At 68.8% G+C, this 14,815-nt stretch carries 19 protein-coding genes; all 19 read right to left on the minus strand.

The features are described from left to right. Positions 1-4: 4 nt before the first annotated feature. Positions 5-214 carry a DUF7220 family protein gene (locus tag ACSSVQ_RS08620; RefSeq protein WP_446288293.1) on the minus strand — a complete coding sequence of 70 codons (210 nt, stop codon included), beginning with the start codon at positions 212-214 and terminating at the stop codon, positions 5-7. Continuing rightward, on the minus strand, positions 211-1,200 hold the full coding sequence (locus ACSSVQ_RS08625; protein ID WP_454182311.1) for a DNA cytosine methyltransferase: 990 nt from the start codon (positions 1,198-1,200) through the stop codon (positions 211-213). The genes ACSSVQ_RS08620 and ACSSVQ_RS08625 overlap by 4 nt, the downstream gene beginning before the upstream one ends. Beyond that, positions 1,200-2,519 carry a site-specific DNA-methyltransferase gene (locus ACSSVQ_RS08630; RefSeq protein ID WP_454182313.1) on the minus strand — a complete coding sequence of 440 codons (1,320 nt, stop codon included), beginning with the start codon at positions 2,517-2,519 and terminating at the stop codon, positions 1,200-1,202. The genes ACSSVQ_RS08625 and ACSSVQ_RS08630 overlap by 1 nt, the downstream gene beginning before the upstream one ends. 451 nt (positions 2,520-2,970) lie before the next feature. Beyond that, positions 2,971-3,396, minus strand: coding sequence for a DUF6362 family protein (locus ACSSVQ_RS08635; protein WP_454182315.1), 426 nt, complete (start codon positions 3,394-3,396; stop codon positions 2,971-2,973). After that, entirely contained in the window at positions 3,389-3,583 is a 195-nt protein-coding gene (locus ACSSVQ_RS08640) for a hypothetical protein (protein WP_454182317.1), read from the minus strand. The genes ACSSVQ_RS08635 and ACSSVQ_RS08640 overlap by 8 nt, the downstream gene beginning before the upstream one ends. Beyond that, positions 3,580-4,101: a crossover junction endodeoxyribonuclease RuvC gene (locus tag ACSSVQ_RS08645; RefSeq protein ID WP_454182319.1), complete on the minus strand. Its 522-nt coding sequence runs from the start codon at positions 4,099-4,101 to the stop codon at positions 3,580-3,582. Before ACSSVQ_RS08645 ends, ACSSVQ_RS08640 begins: the two co-directional genes overlap by 4 nt. A gap of 418 nt (positions 4,102-4,519) precedes the next feature. Then, a complete protein-coding gene (locus ACSSVQ_RS08650) occupies positions 4,520-7,105 on the minus strand; it encodes a VapE domain-containing protein (protein WP_454182321.1) in 2,586 nt (861 codons plus the stop codon). A gap of 8 nt (positions 7,106-7,113) precedes the next feature. Next, entirely contained in the window at positions 7,114-8,433 is a 1,320-nt protein-coding gene (locus ACSSVQ_RS08655; protein ID WP_454182323.1) for an ATP-dependent DNA helicase, read from the minus strand. Continuing rightward, positions 8,430-9,179: a hypothetical protein gene (locus ACSSVQ_RS08660; protein WP_454182325.1), complete on the minus strand. Its 750-nt coding sequence runs from the start codon at positions 9,177-9,179 to the stop codon at positions 8,430-8,432. The genes ACSSVQ_RS08655 and ACSSVQ_RS08660 overlap by 4 nt, the downstream gene beginning before the upstream one ends. Beyond that, complete coding sequence (locus ACSSVQ_RS08665) at positions 9,176-10,027, minus strand: hypothetical protein (protein WP_454182327.1); 852 nt, start codon at positions 10,025-10,027, stop codon at positions 9,176-9,178. The genes ACSSVQ_RS08660 and ACSSVQ_RS08665 overlap by 4 nt, the downstream gene beginning before the upstream one ends. Then, the gene (locus tag ACSSVQ_RS08670) at positions 10,024-10,239 is read right to left on the minus strand and encodes a hypothetical protein (RefSeq protein ID WP_454182329.1); all 216 of its coding nucleotides are present in this window, start codon (positions 10,237-10,239) and stop codon (positions 10,024-10,026) included. Before ACSSVQ_RS08670 ends, ACSSVQ_RS08665 begins: the two co-directional genes overlap by 4 nt. A gap of 10 nt (positions 10,240-10,249) precedes the next feature. Then, the gene (locus ACSSVQ_RS08675; protein WP_454182331.1) at positions 10,250-10,477 is read right to left on the minus strand and encodes a DUF6511 domain-containing protein; all 228 of its coding nucleotides are present in this window, start codon (positions 10,475-10,477) and stop codon (positions 10,250-10,252) included. A 140-nt stretch (positions 10,478-10,617) separates the two neighbouring features. Continuing rightward, positions 10,618-10,848 (minus strand): hypothetical protein, encoded by a 231-nt coding sequence (locus ACSSVQ_RS08680; protein ID WP_093359960.1) that lies wholly within the window; start codon positions 10,846-10,848, stop codon positions 10,618-10,620. A 79-nt stretch (positions 10,849-10,927) separates the two neighbouring features. Further along, positions 10,928-11,683 carry a hypothetical protein gene (locus ACSSVQ_RS08685; RefSeq protein ID WP_454182333.1) on the minus strand — a complete coding sequence of 252 codons (756 nt, stop codon included), beginning with the start codon at positions 11,681-11,683 and terminating at the stop codon, positions 10,928-10,930. A 22-nt stretch (positions 11,684-11,705) separates the two neighbouring features. Beyond that, complete coding sequence (locus tag ACSSVQ_RS08690) at positions 11,706-12,563, minus strand: ATP-binding protein (RefSeq protein ID WP_454182335.1); 858 nt, start codon at positions 12,561-12,563, stop codon at positions 11,706-11,708. A 104-nt stretch (positions 12,564-12,667) separates the two neighbouring features. Beyond that, positions 12,668-13,150: a hypothetical protein gene (locus tag ACSSVQ_RS08695; protein WP_454182337.1), complete on the minus strand. Its 483-nt coding sequence runs from the start codon at positions 13,148-13,150 to the stop codon at positions 12,668-12,670. A 35-nt stretch (positions 13,151-13,185) separates the two neighbouring features. Then, entirely contained in the window at positions 13,186-13,533 is a 348-nt protein-coding gene (locus ACSSVQ_RS08700) for a hypothetical protein (protein ID WP_314188883.1), read from the minus strand. Beyond that, positions 13,533-13,829 (minus strand): helix-turn-helix transcriptional regulator, encoded by a 297-nt coding sequence (locus ACSSVQ_RS08705; RefSeq protein WP_314188880.1) that lies wholly within the window; start codon positions 13,827-13,829, stop codon positions 13,533-13,535. The genes ACSSVQ_RS08700 and ACSSVQ_RS08705 overlap by 1 nt, the downstream gene beginning before the upstream one ends. A 198-nt stretch (positions 13,830-14,027) precedes the next feature. Next, the gene (locus tag ACSSVQ_RS08710) at positions 14,028-14,711 is read right to left on the minus strand and encodes a hypothetical protein (RefSeq protein WP_454182340.1); all 684 of its coding nucleotides are present in this window, start codon (positions 14,709-14,711) and stop codon (positions 14,028-14,030) included. Between the last annotated feature and the right edge of the window lie 104 nt (positions 14,712-14,815).

The following is a 14,815-nucleotide window of genomic DNA, read 5'->3' on the forward strand; positions in this document are numbered from 1 at the left end:
GGCGCTATCGCCAACGCTCGAACAGTCGTCGCAGCAGGTAACCCCGCGCCAGCGAGACGCCGACGAAGGCCAAGCCGATGGTCAGATGCTCCGCGAGACCAGTCTCGATCCCGAACCACGGGAACACGACGATCTGCGTGGCGATGGCCAAAACGTAGCCGACGACAACGTTTGCCGCGGCCTCGACCATCGACATGATCCGGCTCTGCTTCATCGCAGGCTCTCCAGAAACGCCGTCACGAACTCCGCCGCGAGCGACGGAACGATCGCATTGCCGTAGCCCCGCAGCAGCCCCATGCGACCGGGTAGCCCATCAGCCAGCGGGAATGTTCCGGGCTCAACGGGCCGCCAGCGGTCATCGCGGCAGAGGAGCCAGTCCGGATCTCGCCAGACGCCGTCCGTCGCATTGGCCCCGCCAGGGTCGGCGCCATCGACCAGTCCACCAGCTTCACCGTCCTGCGGCTCGCATCGGTGTTGCCGGCCGCGTTGTATCGCTTCGTGGCGGGCGAGCCCGCCATCGCCGTCGGCCAACCCGCCAGCCAGACCTGTCGGCCGAGCAGCGCATTGATCGGCACCGACCGGCATTCCGATCCGTCCTTGTGATCCCTCGCCGAGGCCGTCGCCCAACCCGCGAGTGACTGCTTCCAAGGCGACGGCGCCGAAGAACAGGCGCTGGCGGATGTGCGGCGCGCCGATGCCCGCAGCCGGCAGATCGGCCGCCGCGACGGCGTAAGATGCCGCTTCCAGGTCAGCCGCCAGAGCGTCGAACCACGCCCAGCCAGCCGGGCCCTCAACTGCCGCGCGAGACTTTCTGCCAACCGGTCCGAGCACCGCCGCGCTCGCGACCTGCTCGCCGAAGACGAGCTCCGGGCGGCAGGCGGCGACGAGCCGCAGGAAGGCCGGGGCGAGGTGGCGGTCATCGTCCTGTCCCTTGCGCTGCCCGGCCTGGCTGAAGGGTTGGCAAGGCGGCGAACCGGTCCAGGCGGACAGCTCCTCCGCTACGCCCGCGAGTCGCAGCGCATAGGGCCAGCCGCCGATGCCGGCGAAGAAATGACATTGCGCGAAGCCGCGCAGGTCGGCGGGCTCCACGTCCAGGATGGACCGCCCATCGACCTCGCCATCCGGCAGCAGCTTGGCCGCGATCAGCTCCCGCAGCCATGCGCAGGCCGCAGGATCGGCATCGTTGTAGTAGACGGCCATCAGGCAGCGGCATCGGCCTTGTCGCCCAGCCGCTCCGTCTTCACCGCGGCGAAGGTCCGGCCATCGCCGTCGAGGGTCGCGTCCTTGCCGGTTTCGGCTTGCCAGCGCTCGACGGCGACATCGACGTAAGCCGGGCTGATCTCCATCGCGAAGACGCGGCGGCCGTTGGCCTCGCCCGCCATGATTTGCGAGCCGGAGCCCGAGAAGGGTTCATAGCAAAGCCCGCCCCGCGCAACATGCTGGCGCATCGGGATGCCGAAGGCGTCGAGCGGTTTCGGCGTCGGGTGATCGGGGCGTTCATCCTTGGCGAAGGACGGCATCTCCCAGGTCGAAGGCAGCGTCTGCTCGGCAACCTTCGGCGGGCGGTTCGGGCGGCGCCAGCCCATGAAGCAGGGCTCGTGCTTCCAGAGGTAGTGGGAGCGGGTCAGGACGCCGCGGTCCTTCACCCAGATGATCTGCTGGTGGACGAAGGCGCCCGCCTTCTCCCAGCAGGCCTCGAGCATTGCCTGGCGGCGGGAGGCATGCCAGCAGTACCAGGCGGCGTCCTCGGTGATCGCCTCGGCCACGGCCGCCGCGATGAAGCCGTCATAGAGCTCGGCGCCCTGCGAGCTGTCGTCCCAGGTCGTGCCGTAGGACGCGGACCAGTCCTTGTTGCGGGTCGGATGGTTGGACCCGTCGTAATCGACGAGGTACGGCGGGTCGGTCGCGAACAGGATCGCCCGCTCGCCGTTCATCAGGCGGCGGACGTCCGTCTCGCTGGTGCTGTCTCCACACAGCAGCCGATGATCCCCGAGAATCCACAGATCGCCCGTGCGCGAGGCCGGGTTGCGCGGCGGCTCGGGGATGGTCACCGTAGGCAAGGAGCCACCGGCGCCACCCTCTTCTTCACTGCCGCCGTCCGGATCGAAGGCCAGCAGCTTGTCGAGCTCGCCGTCCGAGAACCCGACCAGCGACAGGTCGTAGTCATCAGCCAGCAGGTCGTTCAGTTCGGCCGAGAGCAGCGCCTCGTCCCACGGGCTTTCAGCCAGCCGGTTGTCGGCGATGCGGTAGGCCCGCCGCTGCGCCTCGGTCAGGTGCCCGAGCACGATCACCGGCGCTTCGGTCAGCCCCAGCTGCGTCGCGGCCAGCACCCGTCCGTGGCCCGCAATCAACTCGCCATCTTCGCCGACGAGGCAGGGCACGGTCCAGCCGAACTCGGCCATGCTGGCGGCGATCTTCGCGACCTGGTCGGGCCCGTGCACCTTCGCGTTCTTCGCGTAGGGCTGGAGCATGGCCAGCGGCCACATCTCGATCCGCTCGGGGGCGAAGGCGAGGGTCATGCAGATTCCTGTCGATGATCGATCGGCATTGGCCGGATGGACTCCGGTGTGGCGGGGTCCACCGGCTTCCGGTTGGACTCCGGCATCCGCGGGGTATCCACCCCAGGCGGCCGATCAGGTGTTTGAATTCAGGAGGGTTTCGTGGCGTCGCGGCTGGACGCTGGACCCCGGTGGCTTCCCAAAAATCCGGCCCTGTCGCTGGCGAAATGCCGAGCCAAGCCCGCCAGCATACGTTTTGGCCCAGAAAGGAACCGGAAAACAATGGTTTGGCGGCCTGGACCCTGGCTGGACCCCGGAAGCCAGCCCCGGTGTCCACCTCGGGATCAGCGTCGGTTCGCCTGAGCGCACGACCCCGAGTATATCGCCATGGATAGCGTCAGCGGGGCGATCCGTCTCGCCGTCCGGTGTCTCGCAGGAAATTGTCTCACGCGACTGTCGAGCCTTGACACACTCAATGCGCCGCCTGCGCCACCACGAACTCCATCGACCGCTTCTTCGGCACCTGCCTCCCATTCAGCCGCCAGACGATCACGGCGATCCCGTATTGCCAGCGCCGGTTCGCGGTGGCACGGCTGATGCCGAGTTCCCAGCAGATCGGTTTCCACGGCTTGCGGCTCGCCCGGAGCCAGAGCAGGCGCGCATCGGCGGGGTCGAGCCACCGCAGCCAGAGCAGTGCATCCTCGGCCTGCGTGATGTCGCGCGGTCCGGGCTTCGGCCGGCGGGTTCGGGGCTCCTGGCCGACCTGATCGGCGAAGCTGTGGAAATACTCAGGCCACGCGTTGAAGTAGCCCTGCGGCTTCACCGCGGGCAGCTGCGCGAAGACGTCGGCGGCCAGTTCGAGGCGGTCCTGAACGCGGGCAGTTGTCCATTCACGCACGAGACCCGTCCTCCTGCCGCTTTCCGTAGAGCTTCTCACCGAGTTGACGGACCAGCTCGCGCTCCGGCCAGGTTAGCCGGTCGTCTTCGACGGAGACGGCGAGCACACCCTCGTCATGCCAGCCATCGCGCTTCACCTGATCCGGATCCCGGCGCGAGCCGCCGTAGCCTTTCGGGTACCACCTCATCCCAGGCCCCCGTTCGTCTCGAGCGCCCAATGGAGGATCGCGATGGCGTCGGCCTCGTTGTCGTCGGCGGGCGAAAACCCTCGTGCTCGCGCCGCGGCGATCATCGCCTCCTTGGGCGCGTTGCCCTTGCCGGTGGCGTGGCGTTTGATCGATCCAACGGCGACGCCCTCGTATGGCACGCCGCGAAGCTCGGCCCAAGTCGTCAGCGTCGCCAGGAGACCTCCAAACACGTGCGAGGCGTCCACGCCCCTGTGGGCTCTCACCTCCTCGAACCAGATCGCGGCGATGGGCCCGGCCAGTCGGTCGAGTTCGGTCAGCCAATTGGTGAAACGCAGGTAGCGCATGCCGCCGCCGTCGAAGCGTCCGGGTCGGAAGCTGACCGTGCCGCTGGTGATCAGTCCGTCATGGCTGCGGAGCGCCCATCCGGTCGCGGTGCCAAGGTCGAGCGCGAGGATGCAGGACCGGTTGATCGCGCCCGGCTCGGGGCGGATGTCCTGTGCGGGGATCTGTGTGTTCATCGTGAAGGCTCACATGGCTCGTGGGCCTTCGGCTTCGGTCATGGGCAGGGAATCATGTTGCGAGCGGCTGATCAAGAAAATTGCGCCGGACCGCGTAGGTGTCCCACCTTGCGTCGGCCTGTCCCACTTCACGAACCAAGTGGGACAAAAAATTTCCCTTTGAAAACAATGCATGTCCCACCTGTCCCACTTGTCCCACCTTTTTTCCTTACGTCGTATGAGAAGGTACGAAGTCAGCCGGGACACATGCATTCCATATGGAAAGGAAAGAAGTTGGCGATCCAAGTGGGACAAGTGGGACAAGATTGATTTTGAACGACTTTTTCTGTCCCACTTCAGGGCCGAAGTGGGACAGGGCAAAACGGAAAAGGGCACCCGATCGGATGCCCCTTCGATGCCGGAGATGCTCATCGTGACTTCAGCCGCCGCCCTGTGGCCTGCGGTAGCGCCATTCGCGGGTCGCGCCCGTGCCGCTGCGGTATCGCTCCCAATCTCGGGACTTCAGCCAGGCCCCCACGCGCATCTGATCGCCCTTCGTCCATTTCGCGGGTTCGATGCCGAGCGCGCCCTCAAGGATTTCGCCAACCGATACATCCCGGATCGGGTCGGCGCGCTCGAACTCTTCGTCCTGCCAGTCCTCATAGCCTGCGTGGCCGCGATTGACGCTGTGGGTGTCGTGGGTCAGCCAGCGGTCGATACGGGCGTCCCAGGCATCCGCTTGATAGCGCGCCTCCTGCGCGGCGGCAGCATCGGCGAGGATCGCCGGGTCGTCGATCCACCAGATCGCGCCGGCGCGGAAGCGGTGGAGCGCCTCGGCCCAGAGCTGGTCCCGGTCGCGGGCGAGCGCCGCGATGTCGATGGTCCCGCAGCGGAGCGGCCAGAACCGGCGGTTGCCGGTCTCGTCGCGCAGATAGGTGTCGGGGTTCACCGTGCCTGCGAACACGCACTGGCGCGGCACCTCGACGGTGTAGCGCGCGTAGGGCGGGCGGAAGCGGTCGGTGGTGCGGGTCAGGAACGCCTTGATGCGCGAGACCTCGGCGCGACCAATGGCGTCCAGTTCGGCGATTTCCACGATCCAGACGCCCTGCATGTGCAGGGCCGCGTCCTTCGACCCGAGCTCGGGCAGCTCGTCGGTGAACCATTCCTCGCCGGCCAGCACCTTGATCGCGGTGGATTTGCGCGCGCCCTGCGGCCCCTCGAGGATCAGCATGTGGTCGGCTTTCACGCCGGGGCGGTAGATGCGGGCGACGGCCGAGATCAGCCAGAGCGCGCCGATGGTGTGATGGAACGCGGTGGGTTCCGCGCCGAGATAGGCGCTGGTCCAGGTCTCGATCCTGGGCGTGCCATCCCATTTCAGGATGTCGAGCCAGTCGCGGACGGGATGGATGCGCAGCTCGCGGGCGACGGCGCCGACGGCGCGGCTCACAACCACCGGCGCCACGTTGATGCCGCGCAGCTGCAGCCACTCGGCGGTGCGAATGTCGTCGGCGTCCTCCCACGGGCGCGGGAGGGACACGGCGGCGCCATCCCACGGCAGCGGCTGGCGCACCACGATCTCCTGCCCGAACTCGTCGAAGGCGAGAACGCCGGCGAAGGCCGGATCGGAGGTCAACGCGACGATGACGTTGGCCTCGTTGCGCTCGGGCGCCCCCGCGAGATCGAGCCGAAGGCGCCTGAACCACGTAGGCTTCGGGATCGGCGCGTGCGGGTCGCCGGTGGCGTTCACGCGGCGGCGGAGCTCGGCCAGCTGCTGGGTCAGGACCGACATGCCGATGCCGGTCGCGGACTTGATCCGCGCGATGACCTGCCGTTCGGGCAGAGGATCGAGCTTCGCCAGTGCGATTCGCCCGAGCAGCGTGGACAGCGCTTCGAACTCGGGCGGATTGGTCAGCGTCTCGGCCGCGGCGATGAGCGTCTGGGGGTCGTCAGAGGTTGCGACGATGGGCGTGGCCGTCTCGACTTCTACCGGATCCCCATCCTGCGGCTCCGCTGTAGCGTCAGCTGGTCGCACATAGTCCTCGGCGCGAGCGCCGCGCTGGAGATCGTCGTTGAAGTCGTCGCCATGGAGCGGCGCGACGATCTCGTTCGGGATGTCGGCGTGGTTCAGGCGGTCCGAAAGCGTCGCGGCCGCCTGGCGGCCGGCGTCTCCGGCATCGGCATAGATGGTGATGCGCCGGGTGTCCTCGGGCCACTGGAACCGCGCCAGACCGTCGGCCGACAGCGCTGCCCAGACCGGTGTGCCGAAGAGCGCGTGGGCGGCGAGCGCCGTCTCGATCCCCTCGGCGATGCCGATGTGCCCGTCCTTGGGCATCGGGAACAGGCGCACCACGGCATCCTTCACGCTGCCGAGCATCTTCTTGCCCGGAGGCGCCTTGGCGCTGCCGTCGTCGAGCAGGAAGGTGCGGTGGATGCCCGGCGCGCGCTCCCCGCCCGGCAGCCGCAGGATCGCGATCAGGCCGGGCCAGCCGCGGCAGCTGTCGAAGTCCGGAAGGTCGGCGTGGAACAGTAGGTCGGGCGAGCCGGGATCCGATAGCCCGCGAGCGCGCAGGTAGGTCTCGCCCAACGTGCCGGCGAGCCGCACAGCCCCGCCGACGAGGCGCGCAATCTCGGCCGAGTGGTCGGGACGTGCGCGCATGGGCGACTTCGGCGCGGGTTGCGGCGCAGGGAGATCCATCCCCGCCAGCCGCGCCGCCTCGTCGAAGAGCGCGCCGTCGCAGAGACCGGTCGCCTGCGCGATCAGGTCGATCGGACCGGCCCGCTCGCCGGTGGCGTAGTCGAAGCCCCAGCCGGCATAGGGCCCGTCGAGATGGATGGTGCACGAGCCCTCCTTGCGCGGCGGGCGCCCGGAAAGGTCTGCGCAGCGCAAGGATCGACGGTCCCGGGCAAGCCGGGCCTCGGGGAAGAGCCCCGGCAGCCAGTCGGCGGCCGTGCAGGCGAGCCGCTCCTTCACCGCCGCCAGATCGTGCCGGGTCTTCGGGACCGCGATGTCGTTGAGGTCGATCATCGCGCCCCTCAGGCCAGAAGGACGAGACCGCGCTCGGCCCGGGTGATCGCGGTGTAGAGCCAGCGGCGGCGGTCGATCTCGCTGCGGCCCAGCCCGTCGTCCCAGACAATGACGTTCTCCCACTGCGAGCCCTGCGCCTTGTGGGCGGTGATCGCCCAGCCGAAGGTCGCCTCGGTCAGCAGGCGCTTCTCCCTGTAGTCGCGGTCGTGGCGCTTGTCGTCGTAGGCGACATGATCCTCGAAATGCCCCTTGTAGATGCGCAGCCGGCCTCGGCGCCCGTCCTCATAGGGCTCGCCGATGTGACGCCCGTCCTCGTCATGGACGACAGCGGAGAAGTAGAGGCTGCCCTCGTCGACGATGTCCTCGAGCGTCACGAACATCCCGTTGATCAGCCCCAGATCGTTCTGGTTCTTCAGGCAGATGATCTTCTCGGCCGGCCCCGTGGGCAGCCAGCTCCCGCCGAGCCCCGCGGCAGCGCGCATGGCGTTGTTGATCTGCAGCCGCGTGGCGTTCAGCCCGCAGATCAGCTGGCCGCCGCGCAGCGCCTGTTCCGGCGTAATGTCGCCCTTGCGGAGCTTGGCGACATGATCGTCGTAGACGCCGAAGCCGATCGGCCGGCCCTCGCGCGCCATGGTGGCGAGGCGGATGATCGCGCTCTCGGCCGCCTGGCGGTGGATCTCGGTCAGCATCACGTCCGGCTCGTCTCGGGTGAAGGCGCCTTCGCCCCGGATCGGCGGCAGCTGGCCCGGATCGCCGAGGACGAGGATCGGTTTGCCGAAGCTCATCAGGTCGCGCGCCATCTCCTCGCCGACCATCGACACCTCGTCGAGCACGATCAGCCGGGCGTCGGCCGCGTCGCTCTGCGGGTTCAGGGCGAAGCGGGGATGCTTCATGGCCGAGAGCCCCTGGCGCATTGCCTCGATTGCCGCATCGGCCGTGGTGCGCGCGAACCCGGTGAGACGACGCGCGTCGCGCTCTGCCGCCGCTATCTTCCGGGCGGCGTCCTCGATCTCCTCCTCGGTCGACTCGATCACCGAGTAGATCAGGCTGTGGATGGTGCGCGCCGGCGTGCCCTTGCGGGTCAGCACCAGCGCGGCCTTGCCGGTGAAGGTGGCGGTGACGACGCCGGGCACGCAGCGGCCGTCCTTCGCGCTGCGGTGGGGCGAGAGGCCGAGTTCCTCGAGCGCGAACTTCAGCACGGTGGTCTTGCCGGACCCGGCATAGCCGAACAGGCGGAACACCTGCTGCTGCTCCGTGCGGGTCTCGAACCATTCCCTGATCTCGCGGATCGCGGCGACCTGCGTGGCGGATGGGGTGATCTCGGTCATGAATGGGGCATCTCCACTGCGTAATCCTTCACGATCCCGCCGCGGGTCGGATCGCCCACCTCGCACTGGCGGACGAAGACACGGCGACCGTCGGCGAGCTGCCGCCAGTGACCACGGCGGATGTGCCAGCGCGGGCTGGCGTGACTGCCGCCCTGCGGCGGCGTCGCTGCCTGCAGGCGCGCCGGATCGATGGCGACCTGGCGCCAGACCCATCCGCGTACGCCCTCGCGAGACAGGCGGGACCGTTTCGCGGGGGACACCTTGCGGTCGCGGATGTCCGGGGACGCGCCGAGGATGGTCAGCGCGCGCCAGACGATGCCGGCGGCGACTTCACCGTGACCGCGGACCGTCTCGTCGCTCCGCTCGGCGGGGTTGCCCTCGATCTCCGCCTTTCCGTCCGGATGCATCCAGACCCGCACCAGGCAATCCGTCCAGCCGCGCGGCGCCCGCTTGCGCATGAGGAACGTGGCCTCGACGATGTCGCCGTCGGCGCGGGCGCAGACGATCAGGCCAGAGGGAGACGCGCGCTGCTCGCGCACCTCGAAGATCACGGACGGATGCGGCAGCCGGAGCGGACCGGTAAAGACCCGGGTCATCGCGCGGTCGACGAAATCGCCATCGAAGGCTGCCTGATCGTCGAAGAAATAGATCGGCGCGAACTCCGCCGCTGCGAGCAGGTCGGAGCACCAGAACCGCTCGCGATGCGCGCGCACGATCCGCTTGAGCTCATAGGCGTCGGGGATCATGGCCTGGGCTCCGCCCGTTCGCGGCTGAAACGCTCCACCGGAGCGTTTCCGGGACGCCGCTCACCCCAGCACCGACCCGCCCAGGCACAGGGCGCATGCCACTTGCCGGCCGCCATGCCGCCCCGGCAGAGGACCACCGTGGGCTCGGCCCCCGCGCGCGGCAGCCATTCCCCGGCCTCGGAGGCCCGCACCACGGCGACGGCGCGGTCCGACATTTCCTGCGCGAGATGCGCGTCGAAGGGCACGAGCTCCGCGTGCAATTCCATCGTGTCGCGATTGAGCGCGGTGAAGAGCGCTGGCTGCGGCAGGTCCATGTAGGCCTGATAAAGGGCGATCTGGGCGGCGTAGACCGGCCGCGCGAGGCTGACGCCGCGCTTGACCACGTCCTTCCAGCTGGCCGCGCCGAGCGCCTTGTTCTCCCAGAGTGCGGGATAGTCCATCGCGACGGGGCCCGAGACGATGCAGCCGTCGATATGGCCCTTGAAGCGCCCGCCGAGGGCCTCGAAGCCGAACTGGCGGCCATCGGGGCGCTCGGTGCGCAGGTTGAACCCGGCGATCCGGAACCAGCCCGCGACGATGTCCTCGGCCCGGTGGCCCGCCTCGAAGATGCGCAGCGTGCGCGGCGCGAACTCCTGGCCCTCGTCCTTTGGGACCGCGAGGAAGTCGTACTGGATCTGGCGCAGGCAGTCGCGGCCGAGACCCGAAGAGCTGACATAGGTGCGTGGACGCTCGGCCCTGTGGCGCGCGGACAGCGCCGTGTCGATGGCGGCGGACACCGCTTCCGCGATGGGCGGGCGCGGAGCGTCGGCGCCGTAGAGGAAGCCCGAGCCATGGTTCAGGTCGATCATCGCTCGCGCTCCCATAAGCCGCCGGCCTGCGCGATGCAGGTCAGCTTGTGGAACTGCGCGTCCGTCAGCCGGGCACTGTCGCCGAACCGCGCGAGCTTCTCGCGGATGCTGTCGCAGAATTCGATCTCGAAATCGGTGACGGCGTTCTCGGAGGCCGCCTCGAGCAGGTGCTTCCAGCTGCAGGACGCGGTGTCGTCGTTCAGGTCGATCATCACCGCGCTCCTAAAACGGGATCGGGTCGTCGAGGGCCGTGCCTGTGCGCTCCTTGCGCGCGGCCTGCTCCTGCATGCTGTCGATGTAGCCGGTGACCGCCGCCTCGATGAGGCGGTCGATGTCCTCGGCGCTGCGGTGGAAGAAGGGCTCCATGAGCCCGAGGTCGGTGAGCGCTTCGGCGAAGAGCGTCCGCGCATCGCGGATCGCCTGCGCCTCGCGCGCGGTCTTGTCGATCATGCCGTTGTTCCTTTGGGCGATGGCGCTGCCCACGTCCTGGCAGCGGCGCGAGCAGAAGCGGTGGTAGGGGTGGCGATCCCAGCGGAGGCCTTGGCAGTAGCCGAAGCCGCGCGCCTCGCGGGCGCAGACGGCGCAGAGCGCTACCCGAGCAAGAAGGTCGCGATCGGGTCCTCGGGCGGCCAACCCGCCCTCTGGAGCTTTTCGGACTGGAGCACGATCCAGCGCGAGATCGCGTTGCTGGCCATGGCTTCGAGGTCGCCGAGGCTGAGGCTTGCGATGGGTGCGTGCAGTCTTCCTCGGGCCTCGAGCCATCGTCCGATCTCCAGCGCCGCCTCGCGCGTCACGTGCGCCTGCCATTCATCCGGGGTCATCGGCCCGGCAGGATCGCGCCGGGCCTCGGGCCGCGGCGAAGGCCGGTTTGTCCTCCGCCGCGACGCTGCCGACCGCGCCTCAGCCATTGAGCCAGGCGGGCATGCCGGTCGCCGGCGCTCCGCCCGGCGCGGCCGGCGGGGACGCCGGTGGCTGCTGGGCGGGCGGCTGCTGGGCCGGGGCCTGCGCGCGCCAGGCCGGGGCCGGGGCTTGCGGCTGCGCCCCCCATGCCGGCGTGGGCGCCTGCCAAACCGGCGCCGGCGCGCTCGCGGCCTTGCGCGGCGGGGCGTTGACGGGCTCCAAGGGCACGGTTTCGCCGCGCATGATCGGGCCGTGCTGCGGCTCGTCGGGCAGAACCACGTTCGCGATCCGGTTCTGGTCGCGGTACTGGGGGTTCGAGGCGGGTTCCACCATGATCCGCGCGGCGAAGACGATGCCGTCGAGATGCTTGAGACCAGGCAGCACCCGCTTGGCCTTGGCGTCGGGGCTTTCGTCCCTGGGATCGAGCCCGAGAGCGCTGTCGACCATCGCCCGAAAGGTGGACTTCGAGATCTTCCAGCCGATCGACTGGCCCTTCTCGTCGACCTTGCCGCCCGCCACGGTGAAGCTCTGCCAGAACTTCCGCCGGGCATGCGGGCCCTCGAGGATGGTGAACTCGCAGTCCAGCATCTTCGCGTCGCTCGATTGCGAGGCCTTCAGAAGCTTCGCGTCCATCGGCGTGGCGCCGTCGACGCCGCCGGGGCGCACGGTCAGGCGGACCTTGGCGAAGGTGCCGTCGGGGATCAGCTCGCCGATGGGGGCCATCTGCGGCTGGGCGTCGTTGAGATCGTAGCTCATGGATCTGTCCTTTGCGTATGGATCAGGAAGGGGTGGCGGTGTGGGCGGGGGCGCGGCCGTCGATCTTGGCGATCAGCGCGCCGAGATCGGGCGGCTCGGTCACATCAAGGCGGCCTGAGCGGTCCTTGGCGGGAAGGCCCCAGGGGTTGCCGGAGCGGCAGACGAGGCGGCGCTCGGCGGAGGTCTCGTCGAGGGTCCAGTCGCCCTTGGCGTCGCGACCGAAGAGCTGCATGGAGACCACCTGGTCGACGATGCCCGGCAGCTCGCGCCCGGCTTTCGTGCCCTCCATCTGCGGCTGCCAGGTCGTCGCGCCGAACTCGTCGGTCACCTTCTCGAGCACGCCGACGAAGATCACTGTCTTGCCGCGGGCGTGCTGGAGGTGCTTCAGCGCCTGGATCACCTCGCGACCCAGGAGCCCGTAGGCGCCACGGACATCCGGTTTGCCGGTCCGCTCGGAGAAGGCCTCGGGTTGCTGGCGGGCATAGGCCATGGCCTGCCGCGTCAGGTCGGTGATCGAGTCGACGAAGACGATCCGCTTCCGGGCGAGGAAGTCCTCGATGCCGGTGCCGAGATACTGCTGCTGCAGCCAGGCGTGATACTCGGCGCCGTACCAGGACTTCGGATGCTGGGCCGGATCGTGCCCGCCGATCAGTACGGCGAGGTCGCGGAAATCGGTGAAGCTGCGCACCGGGATCGAGTCCCCGCGCCAGTCCTGCACCGACTTCATGCCGGCCTCGAGATCGAGGCAGACGGTCTCCTCGTCGGGCAGCGTCTTCAGGAGGGTGGTCTTGCCGACGCCGGGCGGGCCGAAGATGGCGAGCGAGGTCTTGTTCTCGGCGGCCGAGAGCCGTTCGTCGGCGGTGATGATGCGGAAGGCCATGGGGTTCTCCGGGAGTTGCGTTCAGGGTGCGCGGCGGCGGGGATGACCGGGTGCCGAAGGGGAACCTGCCCGGCGTTGCCGCGCGGGCGTCCCGCCGCCGCGCGTCACCGGTCTCGAGCCTCGAGCCGGAAGACGGGTTTGCCGGTGGTCTCGCTGCGCGCGTCCGCGAAGCCCTCGCGCATCGCCGCGGGCCAGGCGCCGTAGCGCCGCTCGGACACGCGGTAGGCGATCTCGAGATACTCGGTCGGGTCGTCGCCGGCGGCGCGGATGCGCTCGGCCATCGCGGCGAGGCGGTCCTGATCCCAGGAGACCTTCTTGGGCAGGTCGGCGACGATCACGACGCCCTCGTCCTCGACACGAACGGTGCCGCTGGTCTTGCCCTGAGCGGCCCGTTCCGCCGCAGCGGCGGCCTCGTAGCGTTGCGCGATGCCGGCCTCGAGCCGGTCCCGCAGCCGCTTCACGCGGGCGGTCTCGGCGAGCGCCGTGGTCTGCAAATCCAGCAGCATCTCGGGCGGCAGCGCCGCGATGTCGCCGAGGGCGAGACGTTCGAGATCGTTGAAATGCGGGGTGTTGTCGGGATGCGGCATGGCGGGGTCTCCGTTGGAAGGGAATGGCAGGGCCATCACGCGGCGCGCTCTTCGAGGAGCAGCGCCGAGAGCGAGGGAGCGGCGGCCTTCGGTCTGGGCCGGGCGACGGCGATGTAGGCGAAGCGGTCGGGGCCCACGCGCTCCTGCACGAGGTGGACGAGGCCCTTCTCGAAGGCGCTCAACGCGGCCTGACCGAGATCGGCAAGCTGACGGCGCTCGGGCTCGGGTAAGGTCGAAATCACCGGCGTGACATCGATCCCGAGAAAGCCGCAGTGGTACTCGAGCCGCGCGCCAGCCTCGGCCTGTGCGATCCAGGCGAAGAGCTCGACGTCAGTGAGCCGCGGCCTCGCCACGCGGGCGCCAAATGGGGTTGCGGCTACCATCAGCACAGCCGCGCAGTCCGCGGTTGCGTCGCACCATGACCGGTGGCCCGCGCCGGGTCCGCGGTCAGACGGCGGGGCGTGTGACCGACGCGCGCGACGGCCTCGCTGATCTTCAGCGCAAGCTGAAGCTGGCTCTGCTCGAAGGCCTCGATGTCGGCGAGCCGGTAGAGCACGCGCCCGCCGAGCTTGAGGAAGGCCGGTCCCTGGCCTCCGTAGCGCCAACGCTCGAGCGTCCGGTGGGAGATTCCCCAGCGCCGGGCCAGCTCCTTCTGGTTCAGGCAATGCCTCTGCAGCATCGGTGTCTCCTCTCGTTGTCGAGGAGACCATGCGAAATTCCGCTGTGGGATGTCGTCAGGATCGGCGGGGGATGCGGAGGGGGATCAGTCGGCCCTTGCAGGACTGACGTTTGGCGGCCGGCGGGGCGCCGTCATCCCCCACCATCCCTCACTCGTCCCCCTCCCGATCCCACAGGGGACCGGGCGGAGGGGGATCCGTCAGTCGAGATTCAGACGGTAACCGCCGCGCCGGTCTGAGCGGATCAGATGCCGCCAGTCCTTCTGCGACTTGAAGACGTCGGCCATGCGCAGGCTCTTCGAGCCGGCGTGAGACAGGATCGCCTTGCCGTTCTGCCAGGGCTCTCCAGCCTGCGCTGCCTCGTGCAGCGCGCGCACGACCTCCGCCTGGATCGGGCCCAGCTTGAACCGGCAGCCGTTGCAGCGAACCTCGAGATAGTCGGCCGAGTGGATGAAGGTCGCCTCCTCCATCGGCTGCCCACCAGGCGAGAACCCGGTCTCGATTTCGAAACGGTCGCGTTCATCACGCCTTAGCAGCAAGTCGCCGATCATGACGAGGACGGGCTGCGCATCGCCCCATGTCTCCGCGTAGTCGGCCCTCGGCGTCCGAAAGCTGTCGAGATGGACCTCGCCGCACCGGAAGAGCTGGAAGACATCGCGGGCATGGAGATCGAGCAGACCGCTGTAATGGCTCTGTTCCCGCGGCACTCGGTAGGGTTCGCCGTCGGCGCCTTCCTCGTAGTCGCCGAACTCGATCGGCACGCCGAACACGCGCACCGACAATCGGAGCTTGTCGTTCTCAGCAAGGTAGATCAGGTCGGCTTCCGTGATCTGCCACCGGTCGAGGATCTCGGGGAGCGTGAAGTACGATTTGTCGATGTGCATTCACTGCCCTCCGCGCCGATTCCGGTTTAGGATGTTTACCTTCTGTTCCTATTCGCTTGACGGGCCCCAATCAATCCGATTTTATCCCATTTTATCCACAGTTG

It is taken from the genome of Parvibaculum sp. MBR-TMA-1.3b-4.2 (assembly GCF_053628815.1).

What these genes read in the sequence shown, in the direction of transcription:
- ACSSVQ_RS08620 (WP_446288293.1), bottom strand. Translation starts at nt 214, where the DNA reads ATGAAGCAGAGCCGGATCATGTCGATGGTCGAGGCCGCGGCAAACGTT.
- ACSSVQ_RS08625 (WP_454182311.1), bottom strand. Translation starts at nt 1,200, where the DNA reads ATGGCCGTCTACTACAACGATGCCGATCCTGCGGCCTGCGCATGGCTG.
- ACSSVQ_RS08630 (WP_454182313.1), bottom strand. Translation starts at nt 2,519, where the DNA reads ATGACCCTCGCCTTCGCCCCCGAGCGGATCGAGATGTGGCCGCTGGCC.
- ACSSVQ_RS08640 (WP_454182317.1), bottom strand. Translation starts at nt 3,583, where the DNA reads ATGAGGTGGTACCCGAAAGGCTACGGCGGCTCGCGCCGGGATCCGGAT.
- ACSSVQ_RS08645 (WP_454182319.1), bottom strand. Translation starts at nt 4,101, where the DNA reads ATGAACACACAGATCCCCGCACAGGACATCCGCCCCGAGCCGGGCGCG.
- ACSSVQ_RS08650 (WP_454182321.1), bottom strand. Translation starts at nt 7,105, where the DNA reads ATGATCGACCTCAACGACATCGCGGTCCCGAAGACCCGGCACGATCTG.
- ACSSVQ_RS08655 (WP_454182323.1), bottom strand. Translation starts at nt 8,433, where the DNA reads ATGACCGAGATCACCCCATCCGCCACGCAGGTCGCCGCGATCCGCGAG.
- ACSSVQ_RS08660 (WP_454182325.1), bottom strand. Translation starts at nt 9,179, where the DNA reads ATGATCCCCGACGCCTATGAGCTCAAGCGGATCGTGCGCGCGCATCGC.
- ACSSVQ_RS08665 (WP_454182327.1), bottom strand. Translation starts at nt 10,027, where the DNA reads ATGATCGACCTGAACCATGGCTCGGGCTTCCTCTACGGCGCCGACGCT.
- ACSSVQ_RS08670 (WP_454182329.1), bottom strand. Translation starts at nt 10,239, where the DNA reads ATGATCGACCTGAACGACGACACCGCGTCCTGCAGCTGGAAGCACCTG.
- ACSSVQ_RS08675 (WP_454182331.1), bottom strand. Translation starts at nt 10,477, where the DNA reads ATGATCGACAAGACCGCGCGCGAGGCGCAGGCGATCCGCGATGCGCGG.
- ACSSVQ_RS08680 (WP_093359960.1), bottom strand. Translation starts at nt 10,848, where the DNA reads ATGACCCCGGATGAATGGCAGGCGCACGTGACGCGCGAGGCGGCGCTG.
- ACSSVQ_RS08685 (WP_454182333.1), bottom strand. Translation starts at nt 11,683, where the DNA reads ATGAGCTACGATCTCAACGACGCCCAGCCGCAGATGGCCCCCATCGGC.
- ACSSVQ_RS08690 (WP_454182335.1), bottom strand. Translation starts at nt 12,563, where the DNA reads ATGGCCTTCCGCATCATCACCGCCGACGAACGGCTCTCGGCCGCCGAG.
- ACSSVQ_RS08695 (WP_454182337.1), bottom strand. Translation starts at nt 13,150, where the DNA reads ATGCCGCATCCCGACAACACCCCGCATTTCAACGATCTCGAACGTCTC.
- ACSSVQ_RS08700 (WP_314188883.1), bottom strand. Translation starts at nt 13,533, where the DNA reads ATGGTAGCCGCAACCCCATTTGGCGCCCGCGTGGCGAGGCCGCGGCTC.
- ACSSVQ_RS08705 (WP_314188880.1), bottom strand. Translation starts at nt 13,829, where the DNA reads ATGCTGCAGAGGCATTGCCTGAACCAGAAGGAGCTGGCCCGGCGCTGG.
- ACSSVQ_RS08710 (WP_454182340.1), bottom strand. Translation starts at nt 14,711, where the DNA reads ATGCACATCGACAAATCGTACTTCACGCTCCCCGAGATCCTCGACCGG.